Source organism: Hydrogenophaga sp. FG152 (genome assembly GCF_057809615.1).
In genome coordinates, this window is sequence record NZ_JBMDKH010000025.1 from 40,427 (window position 1) to 57,742 (window position 17,316).

Genomic DNA, 17,316 nt, shown 5'->3' on the forward strand with positions numbered 1-17,316 from the left:
TCGGCGCCGGGTGAGCCCCCCGCCCGCAAGGGCGGCCACTTGCCCGGCGCTGTCCCCTCAACGCCCCCACTCCATTCGACATGACCCGAAGCGACCTCGTTGAAGCTCTGGCCAGCCGTTTCGGCCAACTCACCCACCGCGATGCCGAGTTCGCCGTCAAGGCGATCCTGGACGCCATGGGCGAAGCCTTGGTGAAGGGCCATCGCATCGAGATCCGGGGTTTTGGCAGCTTCTCCGTCAACCGGCGTTCACCTCGCATCGGGCGCAACCCGCGCTCCGGTGAGAGCGTGATGATTCCCGAGAAACGGGTGCCGCACTTCAAGCCGGGCAAGGCCCTGCGCGAAGAGGTGGACAAGAAGACCGCCGAGATTCTGGGCCGCGAAACCCAGAAGCGGGCCTGACACAGGGCTGCTCGCTACAATCGCCCCACCACAAAGGGGACGACGTGAAATACCTGATGTGGCTGCTCAATGCAGCCATTTTTTTTGTGCTGTTCGCCTTCGCGCTCAACAACCAGGACAGCGTGACGCTGCACCTGTTCTTCGGTGCGAGCTGGCAGGCCCCCCTGGTGCTGGTGATCCTGGTGGCGCTGGTGATCGGGGTGTTCCTCGGCGTGGCCGTGATGCTGCCGCTGTGGCTGCGCGCCCGGCGCACCCGCCGCCAGCACGCGTCGGCCTCGGCACTGCACAGCACCGCCTTTGACGGCGACACCACCCTGCTCCCTCCCGACCCGATCGACCGCCGGCATGGACTTTGATTTCACCTGGCTGCTCTGGGGCCTGCCGCTGGCGTTCGCGCTGGGCTGGGCAGCGTCGCGCTTCGACCTGCGCCAGTGGCGCATGGAAGGCCGCCAGGCGCCCAAAGCCTACTTCCGCGGCCTCAACCACCTGCTCAACGAACAGCAGGACCAGGCCATCGACGCCTTCATCGAAGCGGTGCAGGGCGACCCCGACACCGCCGAACTGCACTTCGCCCTGGGCAACCTGTTCCGCCGCCGCGGCGACTACGACCGCGCCGTGCGCGTGCACGAGCACCTGCTCTCGCGCGCCGACATCGACCGCAAGGACCGCGACCGCGCCCAGCACGCGCTGGCGCTCGACTTCCTCAAGGCCGGCCTGCTGGACCGCGCCGAAGCCGCCTTGCACAAGCTCGAAGGCTCGGCGTTCGAGGGCGAGGCCTTGCTGGCGCTGCTGGGCATCTACGAACGCTCGCGCGACTGGCCCCAGGCCAAGCGGATCGCCCAGCGCCTCGAAGACGCCGAACAGGGCAGTTTCGCCACGCGGCTGGCGCACTACCTGTGCGAAGAGGCCGACCTTGCTCAGCGTGGGGGCGACGGCGCCAAGGCCCTGCAGCTGCTGAACGAGGCCGTGCAACGCGCCCCGCAGCTGGCGCGCGGCTGGATGGCGCTGTCGGCCCTGAAGGCGCACACCGGCGACGCCTCAGGCGCGTTCGACGCCCTGGTGCGCATGAACCAGCACGCGCCACAAAGCCTGCCGCTGGCGGCCCGTGCCCTGGCCGATCTGGCCCGGCAGACCGGCCGCGAGGCCGAAGCCATGAAGCTGCTGCAGGCCAGCCACGAGCGCGCACCGGCGATCGACGTCACCGAAGCCCTGGCCAGCCTGAGCAGCGGCACCGAGGCTGTGCGTGGCCACTACCTCAGCCACCTCGAGCGCGAACCCTCGCTGGTCATCACCACCCAGTGGATGGCGGGCGAAACGCTCTCCAGCCCCACCGCGAAGGCCAGCGTGCAGAAGGCGCTGGAACACGCCAGCGCGCCGCTGCGCCGCTACCGCTGCGCGGCTTGCGGCTTCGAGGCGCGCCAGCATTTCTGGCAGTGCCCGGGCTGCCAGGCCTGGGACAGCTACCCGGCCCGGCGCGTCGAGGAGTTGTGACCCCCCCGCGCCGCGCCTGCGGCGCGTCACCCCCCAGGGGGCAACACCTGCGGCCTGGCAAAGCCAGTTCCGCGGTGTTCTGGAAAAGGCACTTCGCTCGCTACGCCTTGCCGTACCCACCGCCGCCCGGCGTGTGAATCTCGAAGACATCGCCTGCCTGCATCTCGGCCTGCCCGATGTGGGCCAGGTCCTCGGTGCAGCCGTCCACCCGCACCACGCGGTTGATGCCAAGCTGCCCAGGCTCGCCGCCGGCCATGCCGAAGGCGGGATGCACGCGGCCGTTGGACAGGATGCTGGCGGTCATGGGCTCCAGGAAGCGCACGCGGCGCACGCCGCCGTCACCGCCGTGCCACCGCCCCGCCCCGCCTGAACCAGCCCGGATCTCGTAGCTTTCCAGCCGCACCGGGAAACGGAACTCCAGCACCTCGGGGTCGGTCAGGCGCGAGTTGGTCATGTGGGTCTGCACCACGCTCGTGCCATCAAAGCCGTCGCCCGCGCCGCTGCCCCCCGAGATCGTCTCGTAGTACTGGTGCGCCGCGTTGCCGAAGGTGAAGTTGTTCATCGTGCACTGGCTGGCCGCCATCACGCCCAGCGCACCGTACAGCGCGTTGGTGATGCAACTGGAGGTCTCCACGTTGCCCGCCACCACCGAGGCCGGCGGGTTGGGGTTGAGCATGGAACCGGACGGGATGACGACCTTGAGCGGCTTGAGGCAGCCCGCGTTGAGCGGGATGTCGTCGTCCACCAGCGAGCGGAACACGTACAGCACCGCCGCCATGCACACCGCCGTGGGCGCGTTGAAGTTGTTGAGCTGCTGCGGCGAGGTGCCGGTGAAGTCGATCTCGGCACTGCGCTCGGCCGCGTTCACCCGAACGCTCACCTGGATCTGCGCGCCGTTGTCCAGCGGCAGGGTGTATTGCCCGTCCTTCAGGCGCGTGATCACACGGCGCACCGACTCCTCCGCGTTGTCCTGCACATGGCGCATGTAGGCCTGCACCACGTCCAGGCCGAACTGCTCGACCATCTTGCGCAGCTCCTGCACGCCTTTTTCGTTGGCGGCGATCTGCGCCTTGAGGTCGGCCATGTTCTGCTGCGGGTTGCGCGAAGGGTATTCACCGCTCTGCAGCAGGGCCACCATCTCGGCCTCGCGCAGCACGCCCCGGTCCACCAGCTTCACGTTGTTGATCTGCACGCCCTCTTCCTCGATGCGCGTGGAGAACGGCGGCATGGAGCCCGGCGTGGTGCCGCCGATGTCGGCGTGGTGGCCGCGCGACCCCACGTAGAACGTGGGCTGGCTGCCCAGGTAGACCGGTGTGATCACCGTCACGTCGGGCAGGTGCGTGCCCCCGTGGTAAGGGTCGTTGAGCACGTACACGTCGCCCGGCTGCATCTTGCCAGTGTTCTCGCGGATCACCGTCTTGATGCTCTCGCCCATGGAACCCAGGTGCACCGGCATGTGCGGCGCATTGGCGATGAGATTGCCCTGCGCGTCGAACAGCGCGCACGAGAAATCCAGGCGCTCCTTGATGTTCACCGAGTACGCGGTGTTCTGCAGCTGCAGCCCCATCTGCTCGGCGATGTTCATGAACAGGTTGTTGAACACCTCCAGCAGCACCGGATCCACCGTGGTGCCCACGGCATAGCTCACCGTGCGCGGCACGCGGCGGTCCAGCACCAGGTGGTCCAGTGCCGTGAGCACCGCCTCCCAGCCCGGTTCGACCACCGTGGTCGCGTTCTTCTCCGCGATGATCGCGGGCCCGGGAATCACGTCGCCCGGGCGCAGGTCCTCGCGCACCACCAGCGCGGTGTCCAGCCATTGACCTCCCGAGTACATGCGCACCGTCTCGCGCCGCGGCACCTCGCGCGGCTCGTGCGTTTCCGCGCGCGGCTCGTGCGGCGCGTCGCCCGCGACCACGGCCTCCACCGACACCGCCTCCACCACGAGGCGCTTGCCCTGCATGAGAAAGGCAAAGCGCTGCCGGTAGGCGGCTTCGAAACCCGCCTCGATCTCGGCCATGTCGCCGCAGGGAACGACCAGGGCCGAGTCGCTGCCTTCGTAGCGCACATGCACGCGCCGGTGCACGGTGGATTCGCCCGCGTTCACCTGCTGGCGCTGCAGCTCGGCGCGAGCGGCCACCGCCAGGGCTTCGAGCGTGTCCGCGATCGTGGGCAGCGACGCCGCCACCAGCGGCAGCTCCACCGCCTGCTCGCGGATCACGTTCTGATCGGCCAGCCCCATGCCGTACGCGCTGAGCACACCGGCCAGGGGGTGCACGAACACGCGCGTCATGCCCAGCGCGTCCGCCACCAGGCAGGCGTGCTGCCCGCCCGCGCCGCCGAAGCACTGCAGGGTGTAGCGCGTCACGTCGTAGCCGCGCGCCACCGAAATCTTCTTGATCGCGTTGGCCATCTGCTGCACCGCGATGTGGATGAAGCCTTCGGCCACCTCCTCGGCGGGCCGCCCGGTCTGCGCCGCCAGCTCGGCGAACTTCGCCTGCACCGCGTCCAGGCTCAAGGCCTCGTCGGCCCGGGGGCCGAACACCTTGGGAAAGTGCGCCGGCTGGATCTTGCCCGTCATCACGTTGGCGTCCGTCACCGCCAGCGGGCCGCCGCGCCGGTAGCTCGCCGGGCCTGGGTTGGCGCCCGCGCTCTGCGGGCCCACGCGAAAGCGCGAACCGTCGAACGCCAGGATGGAGCCCCCCCCCGCCGCCACCGTGTGGATGCTCATCATCGGCGCGCGCATGCGCACGCCCGCCACCTGGGTCTCGAACTCGCGCTCGAACTCGCCCGCGTAGTGCGACACGTCGGTGGACGTGCCGCCCATGTCGAAGCCGATCACCTTGCCGTGGCCCGCCAGGCCCGCCGTGCGGGCCATGCCCACGATGCCACCGGCCGGGCCGGAAAGGATCGCGTCCTTGCCCTGGAAGGCGTGGGCATCGGTCAGGCCACCCGAGGACTGCATGAAGAACAGCTTCACGCCCGGCATCTCGGCGGCCACCTGCTCCACGTAGCGGCGCAGGATGGGCGAGAGGTAGGCATCGACCACCGTGGTGTCCCCCCGGCTCACGAACTTCATCATGGGGCTGGTGCCGTGTGAGCTGCTCACCTGCGTGAAGCCCGCCTCGCGCGCCAGCCGCTCTGCCGCCGCCTCGTGCGCGGTGAAGCGGTAGCCGTGCATGAACACGATGGCCACGCTGCGCAAGCCGCGCGCAAACGCCGCCTGCAGGTCGGTGCGCAACGAAGCTTCGTCCAGCGGCTGCAGCACCTCGCCGTGCGCGGCCATGCGCTCCTGCGCCTCGATCACCTCGGCGTAGAGCAGCTCGGGCAGCACGATGCGGCGGTCGAACAGGCGCGGCCGGTTCTGGTACGCGATGCGCAGCGCATCGCGGAAACCGCGCGTGGTCACCAGCAGCGTCGGCTCGCCCTTGCGCTCCAGCAGGGCGTTCGTGGCCACCGTGGTGCCCATCTTCACGCACTCGACCTGCTCGGGCGTCACCGGCTCGCCGGCCTTGAGCCCGAGCAGGTGGCGGATGCCGGCCACCGCCGCGTCGCGGTACTGCTCCGGGTTTTCAGAGAGCAGCTTGTGCGTGACCAGGGTGCCGTCGGGCCGCTTGGCCACGATGTCGGTGAAGGTGCCGCCCCGGTCGATCCAGAACTGCCAGCGAGGGTCAGAGGAAGAAGACATTCTTGAATCTCCAAAATCGGAAGAGCGCAGACACCGAGTCAAGGGGGCCGCGGAACTGGCTTCGCCAGGCCGCTGGCACCGCCCCCTGGAGGGGGTGACGCGCCGAAGGCGCGGCGCGGGGGTGAATCACAATGACGCAGCGGAGCGCGCGGCCTGGTCGTAGATGCCGGAGAGCACGCGCAGCAGGCGCGCGAGCTGGCCGATGTCGTGGTTGAGCGCGTCGTCCGCCTTGAGCGCATCGATCAGGCAGGTCTCGCGGATCTCGCGGTAGCGCGTCACGTACCCCTTGCCCGCCTCGGTGGGCGCGTAGGTCACGTCCTTGCCGTTCTTGCTCGACTCCACCATGCCCAGGCTCTGCAGCTTCTTGAGCGAGTAGTTGACGAGGTGCGTGTCCTCCACGTTCATGATGAAGGCGATGTCGGCCAGGCGCTTGTCGCGCGCGCGGTGCGAGACGTGGTGCAGCACCAGCACGTCCAGCGCGGTGAGGTCCTTCAGCCCGGCGGCGCTCATGCAGTGCACCACCCAGCGGTGGAAGGCATTGCCGGCCACGATCAGGCCGAACTCGAACTCGCTCATCTCCGCGCTGCGCGGCGACACCAGGTGCGCGGAAGACACGATGGGCGAAGCCGGCGGCGTTGGCTTGGCACTTGCTTTGGAACGGGCCATGGCGGAAAGTCTGCGTCGTTTCGGTGCGCCGGAGTTTAGGCTTTATGTTGACGATTTGCCAACGATTTATTGACATTCAGGGAAAGTACCGATCACACTTCATCCACTCGCCGATAGAGTCCACCGAGCCGCAACCGCTGCTCGATCCGTGTCCCACCCCCACCTGGAGCCCCAAGATGAAACGTCGCCTGTTCAGCCTTTCCGTGGCCGCGGCCACCGTGGCCATGAGCCTCCCCGCCCTGGCCCAGACCAAATGGGATCTGCCGGCGGCCTACCCCGCCACCAACTTCCACACCGTCAACCTCACGGCCTTCGCCAACGACGTGGACAAGGCCACCGGCGGCAAACTCAAGATCACGGTGCACGCAGGCGCCTCGCTGTTCAAGGCACCCGAGATCAAGCGCGCGGTGCAGGGCGGGCAGGCGCAGATCGGCGAGATCCTGATGGCCAACTTCCAGAACGAATGGCAACTGTTCGGCGCCGATGGCCTGCCTTTCCTGGCCGACAGCTACGACGCCTCCATGAAGCTCTACAAGGCGCAGAAGCCGCTGCTGGAGAAGAAATTCGCCGAGCAGGGCATGGTGCTGCTCTACGCCGTGGCCTGGCCGCCGCAGGGCCTGTACAGCAAGCAGCCGATCAACAGCGCGGCCGACCTCAAGGGCAGCAAGTGGCGCGCGTACAGCCCGGCCACCGCGCGCATCGCCGAACTGGTGGGTGCACAGCCCGTCACCGTGCAGGCCGCCGAACTCTCTCAGGCCCTGGCCACCGGCGTCGTCGAGACCAACATGACCTCCGGCGCCACCGGGGTGGACAGCAAGCTCTACGAGCACCTGAAGTTCTACTACGACGTGCAGGCCTGGCTGCCCAAGAACGCCGTGTTCGCCAACAAGAAAGCCTTCGACGCGCTCGACAAACCCTCGCAGGACGCGCTGCTCAAGGCCGCCGCCGACGCCGAAACGCGCGGCTGGGCCGAATCGCAGAAGGTCAACACCGACACCCTGGCCACCCTCAAGGCACGCGGCATGACCGTGGCGCCGCCGTCGGCACAGCTCAAAGCCGACCTGCAGAAGGTGGGCGAGACCATGCTCAAGGAATGGCAGGACAAGGCCGGCCCGGAAGGCAAGACCCTGATCGACACCTACAAGCGCTGACCCCACCATGACGCTGGATGCACCGGCCGCTGCGCGCGGCCCCGTGAGGCGCGCGCTGGACGGCCTGTACGCACTGGGGGGCGGCCTGGCCGCCCTGTGCGTGCTGGGCATCCTCGTGCTGATGGTCTGGGCGTCCCTGGGCCGCCTGCTCGAATGGCGCGTGTCCTGGGTCAACGACGTGGTGGCCTGGCTCTGCGCCGCCGCCGCGTTTCTGGGCATGGCCTACAGCTTTCGCAATGGCGATTTCGTGCGCGTCACGCTGCTGCTGGAAGTGGCCAGCCCGCGCGTGCGCCCCTGGCTGGAGGTGTTCGCCCTCGCGGTGGCCACCGCCATGGTGAGCTACCTCGGGTATTGGGCCGCGCTGTTCACCTACGAAAGCTATGTCTTCAACGACATCGCGAACAACATGGTCGCGATCCCGATCTGGATCCCGCAGATGAGCGTGGTGGTAGGCACGGCCATCCTGATCATCGCGGCGCTGGACGAATGCGTCACCGTGCTGCGCGGCGGCCGGCCGAGTTATGTGGTGCGTGTCGAAGAGCGGCACGCGCGCGGTGATTTTTCCGAGGAGCTGTGAATGGGCCTGCTTGAAATCGGGGCCCTGCTGCTCTTCATTCTGTTGCTGATGCTCAGCGGCGGCGTCTGGATCGCCATGACGCTGGCCATCGTGGGTTGGGTCGGCCAGGCCTTCTTCACCACCACCCTGCCCGGCAAGAACCTCTTCACCGCGTTCTGGGAAACCACCGCCAGCTGGGAACTCGCGGCCCTGCCGCTGTTCATCTGGATGGGCGAGATCCTCTACCGCACCCGCCTGTCCGAACAGATGTTCGACGGCCTCTCGCCCTGGCTCTCGCGCGTGCCCGGCCGCTTGATGCACACCACCGTGCTGGGCTGCGGCATCTTCGGCTCGGTCTCCGGCTCCTCTGCCGCCACCTGCGCCACCATCGCCAAGGTCGCCCTGCCCGAGCTGGACAAGCGCGGCTACGACCGCAACCTCGCGCTCGGCTCGCTGGCCGCCGCCGGCGGCCTGGGCATCCTGATCCCGCCGTCCATCACCATGGTGGTCTACGCCGTGGCGGCCGACGCCAGCGTGATCCGCCTCTTCCTCGCCGGCTTCCTCCCGGGCTTCTTGCTGATGGGCCTGTTCTCCGGCTACATCATCTGGTGGAGCCTGCGCAACCCCGACAAGGTGCCGCCGGCCGAAGCCCCCACCACCTTCGCCGAGAAGCTGCGGCGCTCGGGCAGCCTCATTCCCTGCGGCCTGCTCATCGTCTTCATCGTCTGGGTGCTGGTCTCCGGCATTGCCACCGCCACCGAATGCGCGGCCTACGGCGTGGTGGGCTCGCTCGCCATCGCCGCCGCCAGCCGGGCGCTCACCTGGCGCAACTTCTGGCAGGGCCTCACCGGCGCCACGCGGGTGAGCTGCATGATCATGTTCATCCTCGCGGGCGCGGCCTTCCTCACCAAGACCATGGCCTTCACCGGCATCCCGCGCGAGCTTGCCGAGCTGGTCGAGCGCCTGGACCTCTCGCCCTACGGCCTCATCTTCGTGCTGGTGATCGTCTACCTCGTGCTCGGCGCCGCGCTCGACGGCATCAGCATGATCGTGCTCACCGCCGCCGTGGTGCTGCCCATGGTGCAACAGGCCGGCTTCGACCTCGTGTGGTTCGGCATCTTCATCATCATGCTGATCGAGATCGCGGAGATCACACCACCGGTGGGCTTCAACCTCTTCGTGCTGCAGAACATGACCGGCATTGACAGCAACCGCATCGCGCGGGTCACGCTGCCTTTCTTCGCCTGCATGATCCTGGCCATCGCGCTCATCACGGTCTTCCCCTCCATCGTCACCGTGCTGCCCGACCTCTTCATGGGGAAAGAGTTGTAACAGAGGCCGAAACCCGCATCCTCTACACTGACGCATTCCCGCCGCCACCGTGCGGCGGTTTGCTTTTTTCCCGAGGAAATTCCCGTGTTCAAGAATGTGACGATCTACCGCATCGCGCCCGGCTGGGAAGCGACGCTGGAAGACATGGAAGCTGCGCTGGACGCGGCCCGTTTCGTGCCCTGCGGCGCCACGCAGGACAAGGCCGTCGGCTGGATCGAGCCACGCGGCGAGGCCCACGGCCCACTGGTGGAATCGGTGGCCGGCCAGCGCATCCTGAAACTGCAGATCGAGACCAAGGGCGTGCCCGGCTCGGTCGTCAAGAAAAAGGCCCAGGAAGAAGCCGACCACATCGAGGCCACCACCGGCCGCAAACCCGGCAAGAAGGAAACCAAGGCGCTGCGCGAAGACGCGCTGCTGGCCCTGCTGCCCCAGGCCTTCGCGCGCCAGATGACGGTGTGGGTCTGGATCGACCTGAAGAACGGCTGGCTCGTCACCGACGCCAGCAGCCAGGGCAAGCTCGACGAGGTCGTCACCGCCCTGGTGCGCGCCTTCGATGGCCTGGCCGTCACGTTGCTGCAGACCGCCGTGACGCCACAGACCGCCATGACGCAATGGCTCTCGGCCACCACGCCCGACGAATGGCCCGGTGGCTTCGCGGTGGAGCGCGAATGCGAACTCAAGTCCGGCGACGAGGAAAAATCGGCCGTGAAATTCACGCGCCACAACCTCGCCACCGACGAGGTGCGCAAGCACATCACCGAAGGCAAGCTGCCCACCCGCCTGGCCATGAGCTGGGAAGGCCGCATCGGCTTCACGCTCACCGAATCGCTGCAGGTCAAGAAGATCAACTTCCTGGAAGGCGTGTTCGACGGCCGGCCCGATGAAGGCGAGAACGGCTTCGACGCCGACGTGGCCCTGTCCACCGGCGAGCTGCAGAAACTCATCCCCGAACTCATCGAAGCCCTGGGCGGCGAGATGGCCTTCGGCGCCGCTGCCGACAGCGAGCCTTCGGCGCCGGCACCTGCCGCGCGCGAAGCCGTCACCGCCGACGCGGACGACGACGGCCCGCCGTTCTGATCCTCTTTCGCTGAAGCGCGATCCCCATGCACAGCGTCATCGCCATCTCCCTCGGTGCCGTGCTGGGCGCGCTGGCCCGATGGCGCCTGAGCCTGTGGCTCAACCAGGGTGCGGCCATCCTGCCCTGGGGCACGCTGGCGGCCAACTGGATCGGCGCCTACATCGTGGGCGTGGCCGTGGTGTTCTTCCAGAGCCAGACGCAGATCGACCCGGTCTGGCGGCTCGCGGTCATCACCGGTTTCCTCGGTGCGCTGACCACCTTCTCCACCTTCTCGGCCGAAGTCATCGCCATGCTGCAGCACGGCCGCCTCGCGCTCGCCCTCGGCACGGCCGGCCTGCACCTGATGGGCTCGCTGCTGCTCACCTGGGTGGGCATGCGCACGGCCGCGATCTGGTTCACCCCAGCCTAGGCGCGAACTCGCTGCGGTACAGCCCCGGCGTCATCGCCGTGTGCTGCTTGAACTGCCGGGTGAAGTGGGCCTGGTCCGCGAAGCCGCACACATAACCCACCTGGGCCGTGGGCATGCTGTCCGCCGCCAGCAGCCGGGCCGCCCCGGCGAGCCGGGCCTTCGATACCAACTGCGTGAAGCTCAGGCCCTGGTCCGCCAGGCGGCGCTGCAGCGTGCGCGGCGACGAGGCCGCTTCCCGCGCCAGCGCGCCCACCGTCCAGCCCCGCCCCGGGTCGGCGGCGAGCCGGGCCTGGAGGTGGGCGACCCAGCCCTCGGGTGTCGCGGGTCTGGGTTCGGTCAGCGGACTCTCGGGCCGGGCTTGCCAACGCAACTCCCAGCTCGACACATCGTCCGGCCAGACAGGCGAGCGCCACGCGCGCTGGCTGCGGCTCCACAGCGCTTGCCCGATGGGCCGGGCCTGCACACCCGGTGTGCGCAGGTATTCGCACAGCGCTACCAGAAAGCCGAACACCAGCAGGTCTTCGGCCGGCGTGGGCGGGCGGTGCGCGTCCAGCGACACGTGCCGCAGGCGCAGCAGGCCGGGCTCGGGCTGGCTCACGCGCACGCGGTGGCGCGAATGCACGAAGCGCTCCAGGCGCTGCCAGCGCTGCAGCAGGTCGGGCGGGTCGCGCGCGAGCGAGAGCGCCAGCAGCAACGGCTCGTCGTCCATGCCGTGCACCGCCTCGCCCAGCCGCACGATCACGTCCGGCCCATGGGCCTGCCACAGGCGGTCCAGCCAGGCGCGCTTGTCTGCCAGCGGCACGTGCGCGCTGCGCACGGCCGGCGGGCCATCGGCCGCCAGGCCTTGCCGCTGCAGGCCGGCGCGCACCAGGCGCAGCATGGCTTCGGAAGCAAAGTCGTTCATGGTGTCGTCGTCTGGGCCAACAGGCCGGTGTCGATCGGAAACCGCTGGATGCGCACGCCGGTGGCCTCGCGCACCGCATTGGCGATCGCCGCCGCCGTGGCCACGATGGCGGTCTCGCCCGCCCCGCCGGGCGCGCCACCCGCCTCCACCAGCACCACCTCCAGCGGCGGAATCTGGTCCAGCGATGGTATCGGTGCTTCGGCAAAACTGCCGGGGCCGATGCGCGAATCGACCGCCGCCAGCCGGTCGCTCAGCGCCATGCCCAGGCCCCACACCAGGTTGCCCTCGCACTGCGCACGCACCTGGTCGGGGTTGATCACCGTGCCGCAGTCGTGCGCGCAGACCAGCCTCGCCACGCGCAGCTGGCCGCGCGCGTCCACCGCCACCTCGGCAACCACGCCCACGTAGCTCAGCTGCTTGTAGATGCCGCAGGCCACGCCGCGCCCGCGGCGCAGGCCCGGCACGTCGGGCGGCAACGCACCAGCCCGCGCCTGCACCGCGCGCAGCACGCGCGCCAGCCGAGGATCTTCCGCGTGACGCAGGCGAAACGCCAACGGGTCCACGCCCGCATGACGCGCGCATTCGTCGATGGCCGACTCCATCGCCAACCCATTGGGCCCCGCGCCCAGGCCGCGCCAGGGCCCGGTGAACACCGGCAGGCGGTTCAGCGCGAACTCGGCTCGCTTGCGCGCGCAGCGGTAGGGCAATTGCGCCCCGCGCGCCACACCCGCATCGGTCACGAAGTCGGTCAGGCGCTGCATCCAGGCCGGCAGGCCCGCGTTGGTGAACAGGATGTGGCTGCTGCCGAACGCATGCCACCACTGGTCCAGCTGGCCGTCGCGCAGGCGCACGCGGATGCGGTGGCTCGAGGGCGGGCGGTGAAAGCCCTGGCGGAACTCCTGCGCGCGCGTCCATTGCAGCTTCACCGGCTGCCGCACCGCCTGCGCGAGCACCGCGGCCTCCAGCTCCACCGTGCAGATCGTCTTGCCCCCGAAGGCCCCGCCCACCCGGCTGCCATGCACGCGCACGCGGTCTTCGTCCAGCCCCAGGCTTTTGCAGACCACGTCGCGCTGGTAGTACACGTCCTGCGAGCCCACCCAGAGGTCCAGCCCGCCCTCGGCATCGAAGGCGGCCACCGCCGCGCGCGGCTGGATCGGCGCGTGCGCCGCCAGCGGAATGTCGATGCGCAGGTCCACATCCCACTCACCCTGCGCGTCGATGGCGTCCTCGTGCACCCGGTACTTGAATCCCCCGTCGGCGAGGTGGCGGTCCACGTCCACCAGGTGGTCAATCTCGGCCTGCCCGAAGCTGCCCTGCGAAAGCCAGCGCGCCTCCAGCGCCGCCTCGATGCGGTCCAGCGCCCCCGGCGTGCGCGCGACGATGCCGACGCCCTCGCTCGACGCCTGCCGCAGGCGCTCGTCGCGCACCAGGGCCACGAAGCCCTTCACCGCGCGCGCGGCGGCCTCGTTCATCGCGCCCAGCGTGGAGGCGCGCTCGGGAGACACCGGCGCGCGCAGCACGCGGCCGAACAGCAGGCCCGGCAGGCGCACGTCCGCCACATAGACCGGCGCGCCCGTCACGATGGCATGGCCCTGTTCGATCGGCACGGCGCGGCCGACGTGGCGGCCCCCGGGCTGGAACGCGCGCAGCTGGTCCATGGGCCGTGGCTCGGCCATGCGCTCACCCTGGGTATGGCCCGCCGCCAGCGCCTCGCGCAGCGTGGCACAGGCCTGGGCCAGCGGCAGGGCGAAGTCCTTCACCGATTCGCTGCCCACCGTGGCGCGCACGCGCGCCATCTCGCCGGTGTGCGGCAGGCGCAGCGTGAGCTGGTCCCAGCCGATGCCCAGCTCCTCGCACGCCACCTGCTTGAGCGCGGTGCCGATGTTCTGGCCCATCTCCACGCGCGGCAGCAGCAGCTCGTAGCGGCCCTCGCGGTGGCGCACCCAGCCCAGCGCGTCCTCGTAGCCCGCCACGGGCCGCTTCGGAATCACCGGCAAGGCGCAGCCGGCGAGAAAGGCCACGCTCAGCGCGCCGCCGGCCTGGAGGAAGGCGCGCCGCTTCACGGGCGGCCCCGCTGCAGCACCACCGCGCGCTGCACACCGGCGCGGATGCGCTGCTGCGTGCCACAGCGGCACAGGTTGCCCGCCAGCGCTTCGTCCACGCGCGCCGGGCTCGGGGCCGGGTCCTGCCGCAGCAGGGCCACGGCGGCCATGATCTGGCCCGCCTGGCAATAACCGCACTGCGGCACGCGCTCGTCCAGCCAGGCCTGCTGCACCGGGTGCAGGCCACCGTCCCGGCCCGCCAGCCCCTCGATGGTCTCCACGGCTTGGTTCTGCACCGCGCTCACCGGCAGCAGACAGCTGCGCTGCGCCTGGCCATCGAGCAGCACCGTGCAGGCGCCGCACTGGCCCATGCCGCAGCCGAACCTGGTGCCGACCAGGCCCAGGTGTTCGCGCAGCACGGCGAGCAGGGTCTCGTCCTGCCAGTCGGGGTGGATGTTGAACCGCTGGCGGTTCACGAGGATGTTCATGGCAAGGCTCCGTTGGGGTGGTGATGCCGCACTGTCCCAGCCGCCGCGCCGCGCGTCTTGAAGATTCGCGCCATGCGGTGCTGGGGCAGAATGCGGCCATGGGCCGCGCACAGCCGGCCCGATCCCCGCCGCGGGCCCCACCCAGCCCGTTGGCGCATGACTCCTGTTGAACCCGGCACGAGCAGATCACGGTCGCGCAACCGCACGGCCCCCGGCGATTTGTCCTTTCAGCCCAGGCGTTCAACCCCCATGCAGACCACGGCCTCCCCGCGCCTCTCCGTCCTCATCGCCCTCTCGGCGCTGGCGATCCTGCCGCTCAACATGTTCGTGCCCTCGCTGCCGAACATCGCGCGCGACCTCGGTGCCGACTTCGCGCTCGTCAACCTCGCGGTGGCTGGCTATGCGATCGCCACCGCCGTCGCGCACCTGGTCGCGGGCGCCATGTCCGACCGCTTCGGCCGCAAGCCCGTGGCGCTGGCCGCGCTGGCGATCTACACCCTCGCTTCCATCGGCTGCAGCCTGGCCACCGACATCGCCACCTTCCTGGTGTGCCGCATGTTCCAGGCCACCGTCATCGCCGGCTACGCCGTGTCCCTCGCGGCCATTCGCGACACCTCGGACGAAGGCGGCGCCGCCAGCCGCATCGGTTATGTCTCCTCGGCCTGGGCCGTGGCGCCCATGATCGGGCCCACCGTGGGCGGCCTGCTCGACAGCGCCTTCGGCTGGCGCGCCAACTTCGTCGCCTTCGCCGTGCTCGGACTCGCGGGCCTGTGGCTGGTGGCCTTCCACCTGAAGGAGACCAACCACCACCGCACCGCCTCCTTCGCCCTGCAGCTCAAGGGTTATGGCGAGCTGGGCCGGTCGCCACCGTTCTGGGCCTATGCCCTGTGCATGGCCTTCGGCATCGGCACGCTGTACGCCTTCCTCGGCGGCGCGCCCCTGGTGGCGGCGCAGCTGGGCGGCTTGTCGAGCACGGCGCTGGGCGCCTACATGGGCATGGTGCCTGCGGGCTTCATGCTGGGCAGCTACATCGTGGGGCACACCAGCTCCAGGCACGCGCCGACCCGGTTGATCCTGATTGGCCGCCTGCTCACGGCCGTGGGTCTGCTGGTGGGCCTGGTGCTGCTGGCCTCGGGCCTCACGCACCCGCTCGCCTTCTTCGGCCCGTGTGTGTTCGTGGGCCTGGGCAACGGCCTGACCATGCCGGCGGCCAATGCGCGCATCCTGTCCCTGCGCCCGCACCTGGCGGGCACGGCCTCGGGCCTGGCTGCTGCGGTGACGGTGATCGGTGCCGGCATCGTCGCTTTTCTTGCCGGCCTGGTGGTCAACGCATCGAACGCTCACGTGGCTGTGCTGGCGGTGATGTGGGCCAGCTCGCTGCTGTCGCTGCTCGTGGCCCTGTTCATCGTGCACACCGAACGCGAGCGCAAGGTTTAGGCCGTATGCCGCTCGATGAATGCCCTGGCCTGTGACGGCCGGGTGATCTCCGTCCACTTCAGGCCCGCGCAACTTGCGCTGGTTGGCCTCGGTGCCGCTGCGCCGCTCTTCAGGCCATCTGCCGAGGGCCCGACTGCCTGTGGGAAGCGCGCTGGTCGTGTGGCGTGTCGTCGGGCTGTTCCAGCGCCATGCGCGATGGGCCCGGTGGCCGCAGGGGTTGACCCTGGCGTGCTTGATGACCGGCGTGGTTGCCCTTGCGGGGCAGGTTGAAGTGGTATTGCGGTGATTGCATGCGGGTCTCCGGATCTCGAGTTCGAAGTATTCGCCTGCGCCTTCTGGCCGTCTGTTGGGTAGCCCACAAACCAACCACCGGGAACCAAGGAAATTGCGGCCAGTCTGCCCCCTGGGCCGCCGCCATCGGGCGGCTGGCCGGTGGGTTCAGGGCAGGGGCGGCAGCAGGCCGCCCAGGTCGTCCATGGTGACGCGCGTGCGCTCCTGCGGGGGCCGTGGTGCCGTTGGCGCCGCGATCTCGGCGCTGGCCACAGGCACCACGCCGGTGTCGGAGCCCGGCGTCGGCAGGTCTTCCTTCTGGTCGCGCCGATCGAACAGAAGCGCTTTGCCGTACACCAGCTGCACCCAGGTGGGGTAGGTGTAAGCCGTGCCCTGGTTGTGGTCGATGACCGCGCCAATGCCGCCACCGATGAGGATGTTGCCGAACATGCCGGCATTGGCCCGCGAAATGGCCTTGGCAGTGGCAGCCTTGTGCTCGGGGTGGTTGCACTCGATGTTCATGTCGTCGTTCGACCGGCGCACGAGCGTGCTCACGCCCGACTTGACCGAGGCACTGCCACGGTCGTTGGTCCACTTGCAATCGGCACCCGCCACGAGTTGGCCGCTGGCGGTCTTGGTTTCGATGGTCATCGGATGGGTGTTCTCGTTCATCACGGAGGCACAACCCGTACCGGCCAGGCAGGCGACAAGGATCGCGGTTCGCTGAAACATCGAGCTCCTTCAAGTGGCGTTGAAGCCCAAAATGTAACCGCGCTGTTACGCCCTGCCGGCGGTGCGCGCATGCGTACTTACCCCAGGGCGCAGGCACCGGCTTTGCCGGGGCGCCCATCCCTCCCTTAACGCAGGCCCTGAGAAGCGGTAAGGTGTGCGCCCTCTTGTTCAACGCCCAAGGAGACCCGGAATGATCCCCAAGAACACGATCTGCCTCTGGTTCGACCGCGACGCTCTGGACGCCGCGACCTTCTACGCCAAGACCTTCCCCGACAGCGCGGTCGGCGCGGTGCACCGCGCGCCGGGCGACTACCCTGCCGGCAAGGAGGGCGACGTGCTCACGGTGGAGTTCACTGTGGCGGGCATTCCCTGCATCGGGCTCAACGGCGGCCCGGTGTTCCAGCACGATGAGGCCTTTTCCTTCCAGATCGCCACCGACGACCAGGAGGAAACCGACCGTCTGTGGAACGCGATCGTGGGCAACGGCGGTCAGGAGAGCGAGTGCGGCTGGTGCAAGGACCGCTGGGGCCTCTCGTGGCAGATCACGCCGCGCACGCTCACCGAGGCCTTCACCGGCCCCGACCGCGCGGCGGCCAAGCGCGCCTTCGACGCCATGATGACCATGAAGAAGATCGACGTGGCCGCCATCGACAAGGCGCGGCGGGGCTGAGGCC

General features: G+C 69.2%; 18 protein-coding genes. 11 read left to right on the forward strand and 7 right to left on the reverse strand.

Features of this window, described 5'->3' with window-relative positions; translation table 11 throughout:
* The first annotated feature begins 80 nt into the window (after nt 1-80).
* The 3 genes from ACODTB_RS23625 to lapB are packed head-to-tail and all read left to right on the forward strand — an operon-like array spanning nt 81 to nt 1,892.
* On the forward strand, nt 81-401 hold the full coding sequence (locus tag ACODTB_RS23625) for an integration host factor subunit beta (protein ID WP_291114839.1): 321 nt from the start codon (nt 81-83) through the stop codon (nt 399-401).
* Nucleotides 402-445: 44 nt separating this feature from the next.
* Complete coding sequence (locus ACODTB_RS23630) at nt 446-757, forward strand: LapA family protein (RefSeq protein ID WP_291114841.1); 312 nt, start codon at nt 446-448, stop codon at nt 755-757.
* A complete protein-coding gene (gene lapB, locus ACODTB_RS23635; RefSeq protein ID WP_291114843.1) occupies nt 747-1,892 on the forward strand; it encodes a lipopolysaccharide assembly protein LapB in 1,146 nt (381 codons plus the stop codon). The genes ACODTB_RS23630 and lapB overlap by 11 nt, the downstream gene beginning before the upstream one ends.
* Nucleotides 1,893-1,992: 100 nt before the next feature.
* Here the strand turns inward: lapB and ACODTB_RS23640 are convergent, their stop codons facing one another.
* Together ACODTB_RS23640 and ACODTB_RS23645 are read right to left on the reverse strand one after the other, a co-directional pair.
* On the reverse strand, nt 1,993-5,577 hold the full coding sequence (locus ACODTB_RS23640; RefSeq protein WP_488929812.1) for a hydantoinase B/oxoprolinase family protein: 3,585 nt from the start codon (nt 5,575-5,577) through the stop codon (nt 1,993-1,995).
* 126 nt (nt 5,578-5,703) lie between these two features.
* A complete protein-coding gene (locus ACODTB_RS23645; RefSeq protein WP_291117711.1) occupies nt 5,704-6,243 on the reverse strand; it encodes a winged helix DNA-binding protein in 540 nt (179 codons plus the stop codon).
* Between ACODTB_RS23645 and ACODTB_RS23650 the strand changes: the two genes are divergently transcribed.
* From ACODTB_RS23650 to crcB, 6 genes are all read left to right on the forward strand, one after another.
* Entirely contained in the window at nt 6,194-6,316 is a 123-nt protein-coding gene (locus tag ACODTB_RS23650; RefSeq protein WP_291117815.1) for a hypothetical protein, read from the forward strand. The genes ACODTB_RS23645 and ACODTB_RS23650 overlap by 50 nt on opposite strands.
* 103 nt (nt 6,317-6,419) lie before the next feature.
* On the forward strand, nt 6,420-7,394 hold the full coding sequence (locus ACODTB_RS23655) for a TRAP transporter substrate-binding protein (protein WP_291117714.1): 975 nt from the start codon (nt 6,420-6,422) through the stop codon (nt 7,392-7,394).
* 7 nt (nt 7,395-7,401) lie between these two features.
* Nucleotides 7,402-7,971, forward strand: a complete 570-nt coding sequence (locus tag ACODTB_RS23660) for a TRAP transporter small permease (RefSeq protein ID WP_291117717.1) — start codon at nt 7,402-7,404, stop codon at nt 7,969-7,971.
* Nucleotides 7,972-9,282, forward strand: coding sequence for a TRAP transporter large permease (locus tag ACODTB_RS23665; RefSeq protein ID WP_291117719.1), 1,311 nt, complete (start codon nt 7,972-7,974; stop codon nt 9,280-9,282).
* An 84-nt stretch (nt 9,283-9,366) separates the two neighbouring features.
* Nucleotides 9,367-10,359 (forward strand): recombination-associated protein RdgC, encoded by a 993-nt coding sequence (locus tag ACODTB_RS23670; RefSeq protein ID WP_291117722.1) that lies wholly within the window; start codon nt 9,367-9,369, stop codon nt 10,357-10,359.
* Nucleotides 10,360-10,385: 26 nt separating this feature from the next.
* Nucleotides 10,386-10,769: a fluoride efflux transporter CrcB gene (gene crcB / locus ACODTB_RS23675; protein ID WP_291117725.1), complete on the forward strand. Its 384-nt coding sequence runs from the start codon at nt 10,386-10,388 to the stop codon at nt 10,767-10,769.
* On the opposite strand, the gene ACODTB_RS23680 is transcribed toward crcB, so the two are convergent.
* From ACODTB_RS23680 to ACODTB_RS23690, 3 genes are read right to left on the reverse strand one after another with little or no spacing between them, the layout of a single operon-like run.
* Nucleotides 10,756-11,673 carry a helix-turn-helix transcriptional regulator gene (locus ACODTB_RS23680; RefSeq protein ID WP_291117728.1) on the reverse strand — a complete coding sequence of 306 codons (918 nt, stop codon included), beginning with the start codon at nt 11,671-11,673 and terminating at the stop codon, nt 10,756-10,758. The genes crcB and ACODTB_RS23680 overlap by 14 nt on opposite strands.
* Nucleotides 11,670-13,736, reverse strand: a complete 2,067-nt coding sequence (locus ACODTB_RS23685; RefSeq protein WP_291117731.1) for a xanthine dehydrogenase family protein molybdopterin-binding subunit — start codon at nt 13,734-13,736, stop codon at nt 11,670-11,672. The genes ACODTB_RS23680 and ACODTB_RS23685 overlap by 4 nt, the downstream gene beginning before the upstream one ends.
* Complete coding sequence (locus tag ACODTB_RS23690) at nt 13,733-14,203, reverse strand: (2Fe-2S)-binding protein (protein ID WP_488929813.1); 471 nt, start codon at nt 14,201-14,203, stop codon at nt 13,733-13,735. The genes ACODTB_RS23685 and ACODTB_RS23690 overlap by 4 nt, the downstream gene beginning before the upstream one ends.
* A 249-nt stretch (nt 14,204-14,452) precedes the next feature.
* Between ACODTB_RS23690 and ACODTB_RS23695 the strand changes: the two genes are divergently transcribed.
* Nucleotides 14,453-15,640 carry a multidrug effflux MFS transporter gene (locus ACODTB_RS23695; RefSeq protein WP_291117737.1) on the forward strand — a complete coding sequence of 396 codons (1,188 nt, stop codon included), beginning with the start codon at nt 14,453-14,455 and terminating at the stop codon, nt 15,638-15,640.
* A 109-nt stretch (nt 15,641-15,749) separates the two neighbouring features.
* Here the strand turns inward: ACODTB_RS23695 and ACODTB_RS23700 are convergent, their stop codons facing one another.
* Both ACODTB_RS23700 and ACODTB_RS23705 read right to left on the reverse strand, forming a co-directional pair.
* Nucleotides 15,750-15,932 (reverse strand): hypothetical protein, encoded by a 183-nt coding sequence (locus ACODTB_RS23700; protein ID WP_291117740.1) that lies wholly within the window; start codon nt 15,930-15,932, stop codon nt 15,750-15,752.
* Nucleotides 15,933-16,078: 146 nt separating this feature from the next.
* Nucleotides 16,079-16,642 carry a hypothetical protein gene (locus tag ACODTB_RS23705; protein WP_488929814.1) on the reverse strand — a complete coding sequence of 188 codons (564 nt, stop codon included), beginning with the start codon at nt 16,640-16,642 and terminating at the stop codon, nt 16,079-16,081.
* Between the two features lie 190 nt (nt 16,643-16,832).
* Here ACODTB_RS23705 and ACODTB_RS23710 point away from each other — a divergent pair, with 190 nt between their 5' ends.
* The gene (locus tag ACODTB_RS23710; protein WP_291117746.1) at nt 16,833-17,312 is read left to right on the forward strand and encodes a VOC family protein; all 480 of its coding nucleotides are present in this window, start codon (nt 16,833-16,835) and stop codon (nt 17,310-17,312) included.
* Nucleotides 17,313-17,316: the final 4 nt, after the last annotated feature.

What these genes read in the sequence shown, in the direction of transcription:
- ACODTB_RS23645 (WP_291117711.1), bottom strand. Translation starts at nt 6,243, where the DNA reads ATGGCCCGTTCCAAAGCAAGTGCCAAGCCAACGCCGCCGGCTTCGCCC.
- ACODTB_RS23690 (WP_488929813.1), bottom strand. Translation starts at nt 14,203, where the DNA reads ATGAACATCCTCGTGAACCGCCAGCGGTTCAACATCCACCCCGACTGG.
- ACODTB_RS23650 (WP_291117815.1), top strand. Translation starts at nt 6,194, where the DNA reads ATGGGCGAAGCCGGCGGCGTTGGCTTGGCACTTGCTTTGGAACGGGCC.
- ACODTB_RS23625 (WP_291114839.1), top strand. Translation starts at nt 81, where the DNA reads ATGACCCGAAGCGACCTCGTTGAAGCTCTGGCCAGCCGTTTCGGCCAA.
- ACODTB_RS23655 (WP_291117714.1), top strand. Translation starts at nt 6,420, where the DNA reads ATGAAACGTCGCCTGTTCAGCCTTTCCGTGGCCGCGGCCACCGTGGCC.
- ACODTB_RS23665 (WP_291117719.1), top strand. Translation starts at nt 7,972, where the DNA reads ATGGGCCTGCTTGAAATCGGGGCCCTGCTGCTCTTCATTCTGTTGCTG.
- lapB (WP_291114843.1), top strand. Translation starts at nt 747, where the DNA reads ATGGACTTTGATTTCACCTGGCTGCTCTGGGGCCTGCCGCTGGCGTTC.
- ACODTB_RS23705 (WP_488929814.1), bottom strand. Translation starts at nt 16,642, where the DNA reads ATGTTTCAGCGAACCGCGATCCTTGTCGCCTGCCTGGCCGGTACGGGT.
- ACODTB_RS23640 (WP_488929812.1), bottom strand. Translation starts at nt 5,577, where the DNA reads ATGTCTTCTTCCTCTGACCCTCGCTGGCAGTTCTGGATCGACCGGGGC.
- ACODTB_RS23680 (WP_291117728.1), bottom strand. Translation starts at nt 11,673, where the DNA reads ATGAACGACTTTGCTTCCGAAGCCATGCTGCGCCTGGTGCGCGCCGGC.
- ACODTB_RS23695 (WP_291117737.1), top strand. Translation starts at nt 14,453, where the DNA reads ATGCAGACCACGGCCTCCCCGCGCCTCTCCGTCCTCATCGCCCTCTCG.
- ACODTB_RS23700 (WP_291117740.1), bottom strand. Translation starts at nt 15,932, where the DNA reads ATGCAATCACCGCAATACCACTTCAACCTGCCCCGCAAGGGCAACCAC.
- ACODTB_RS23660 (WP_291117717.1), top strand. Translation starts at nt 7,402, where the DNA reads ATGACGCTGGATGCACCGGCCGCTGCGCGCGGCCCCGTGAGGCGCGCG.
- ACODTB_RS23710 (WP_291117746.1), top strand. Translation starts at nt 16,833, where the DNA reads ATGATCCCCAAGAACACGATCTGCCTCTGGTTCGACCGCGACGCTCTG.
- crcB (WP_291117725.1), top strand. Translation starts at nt 10,386, where the DNA reads ATGCACAGCGTCATCGCCATCTCCCTCGGTGCCGTGCTGGGCGCGCTG.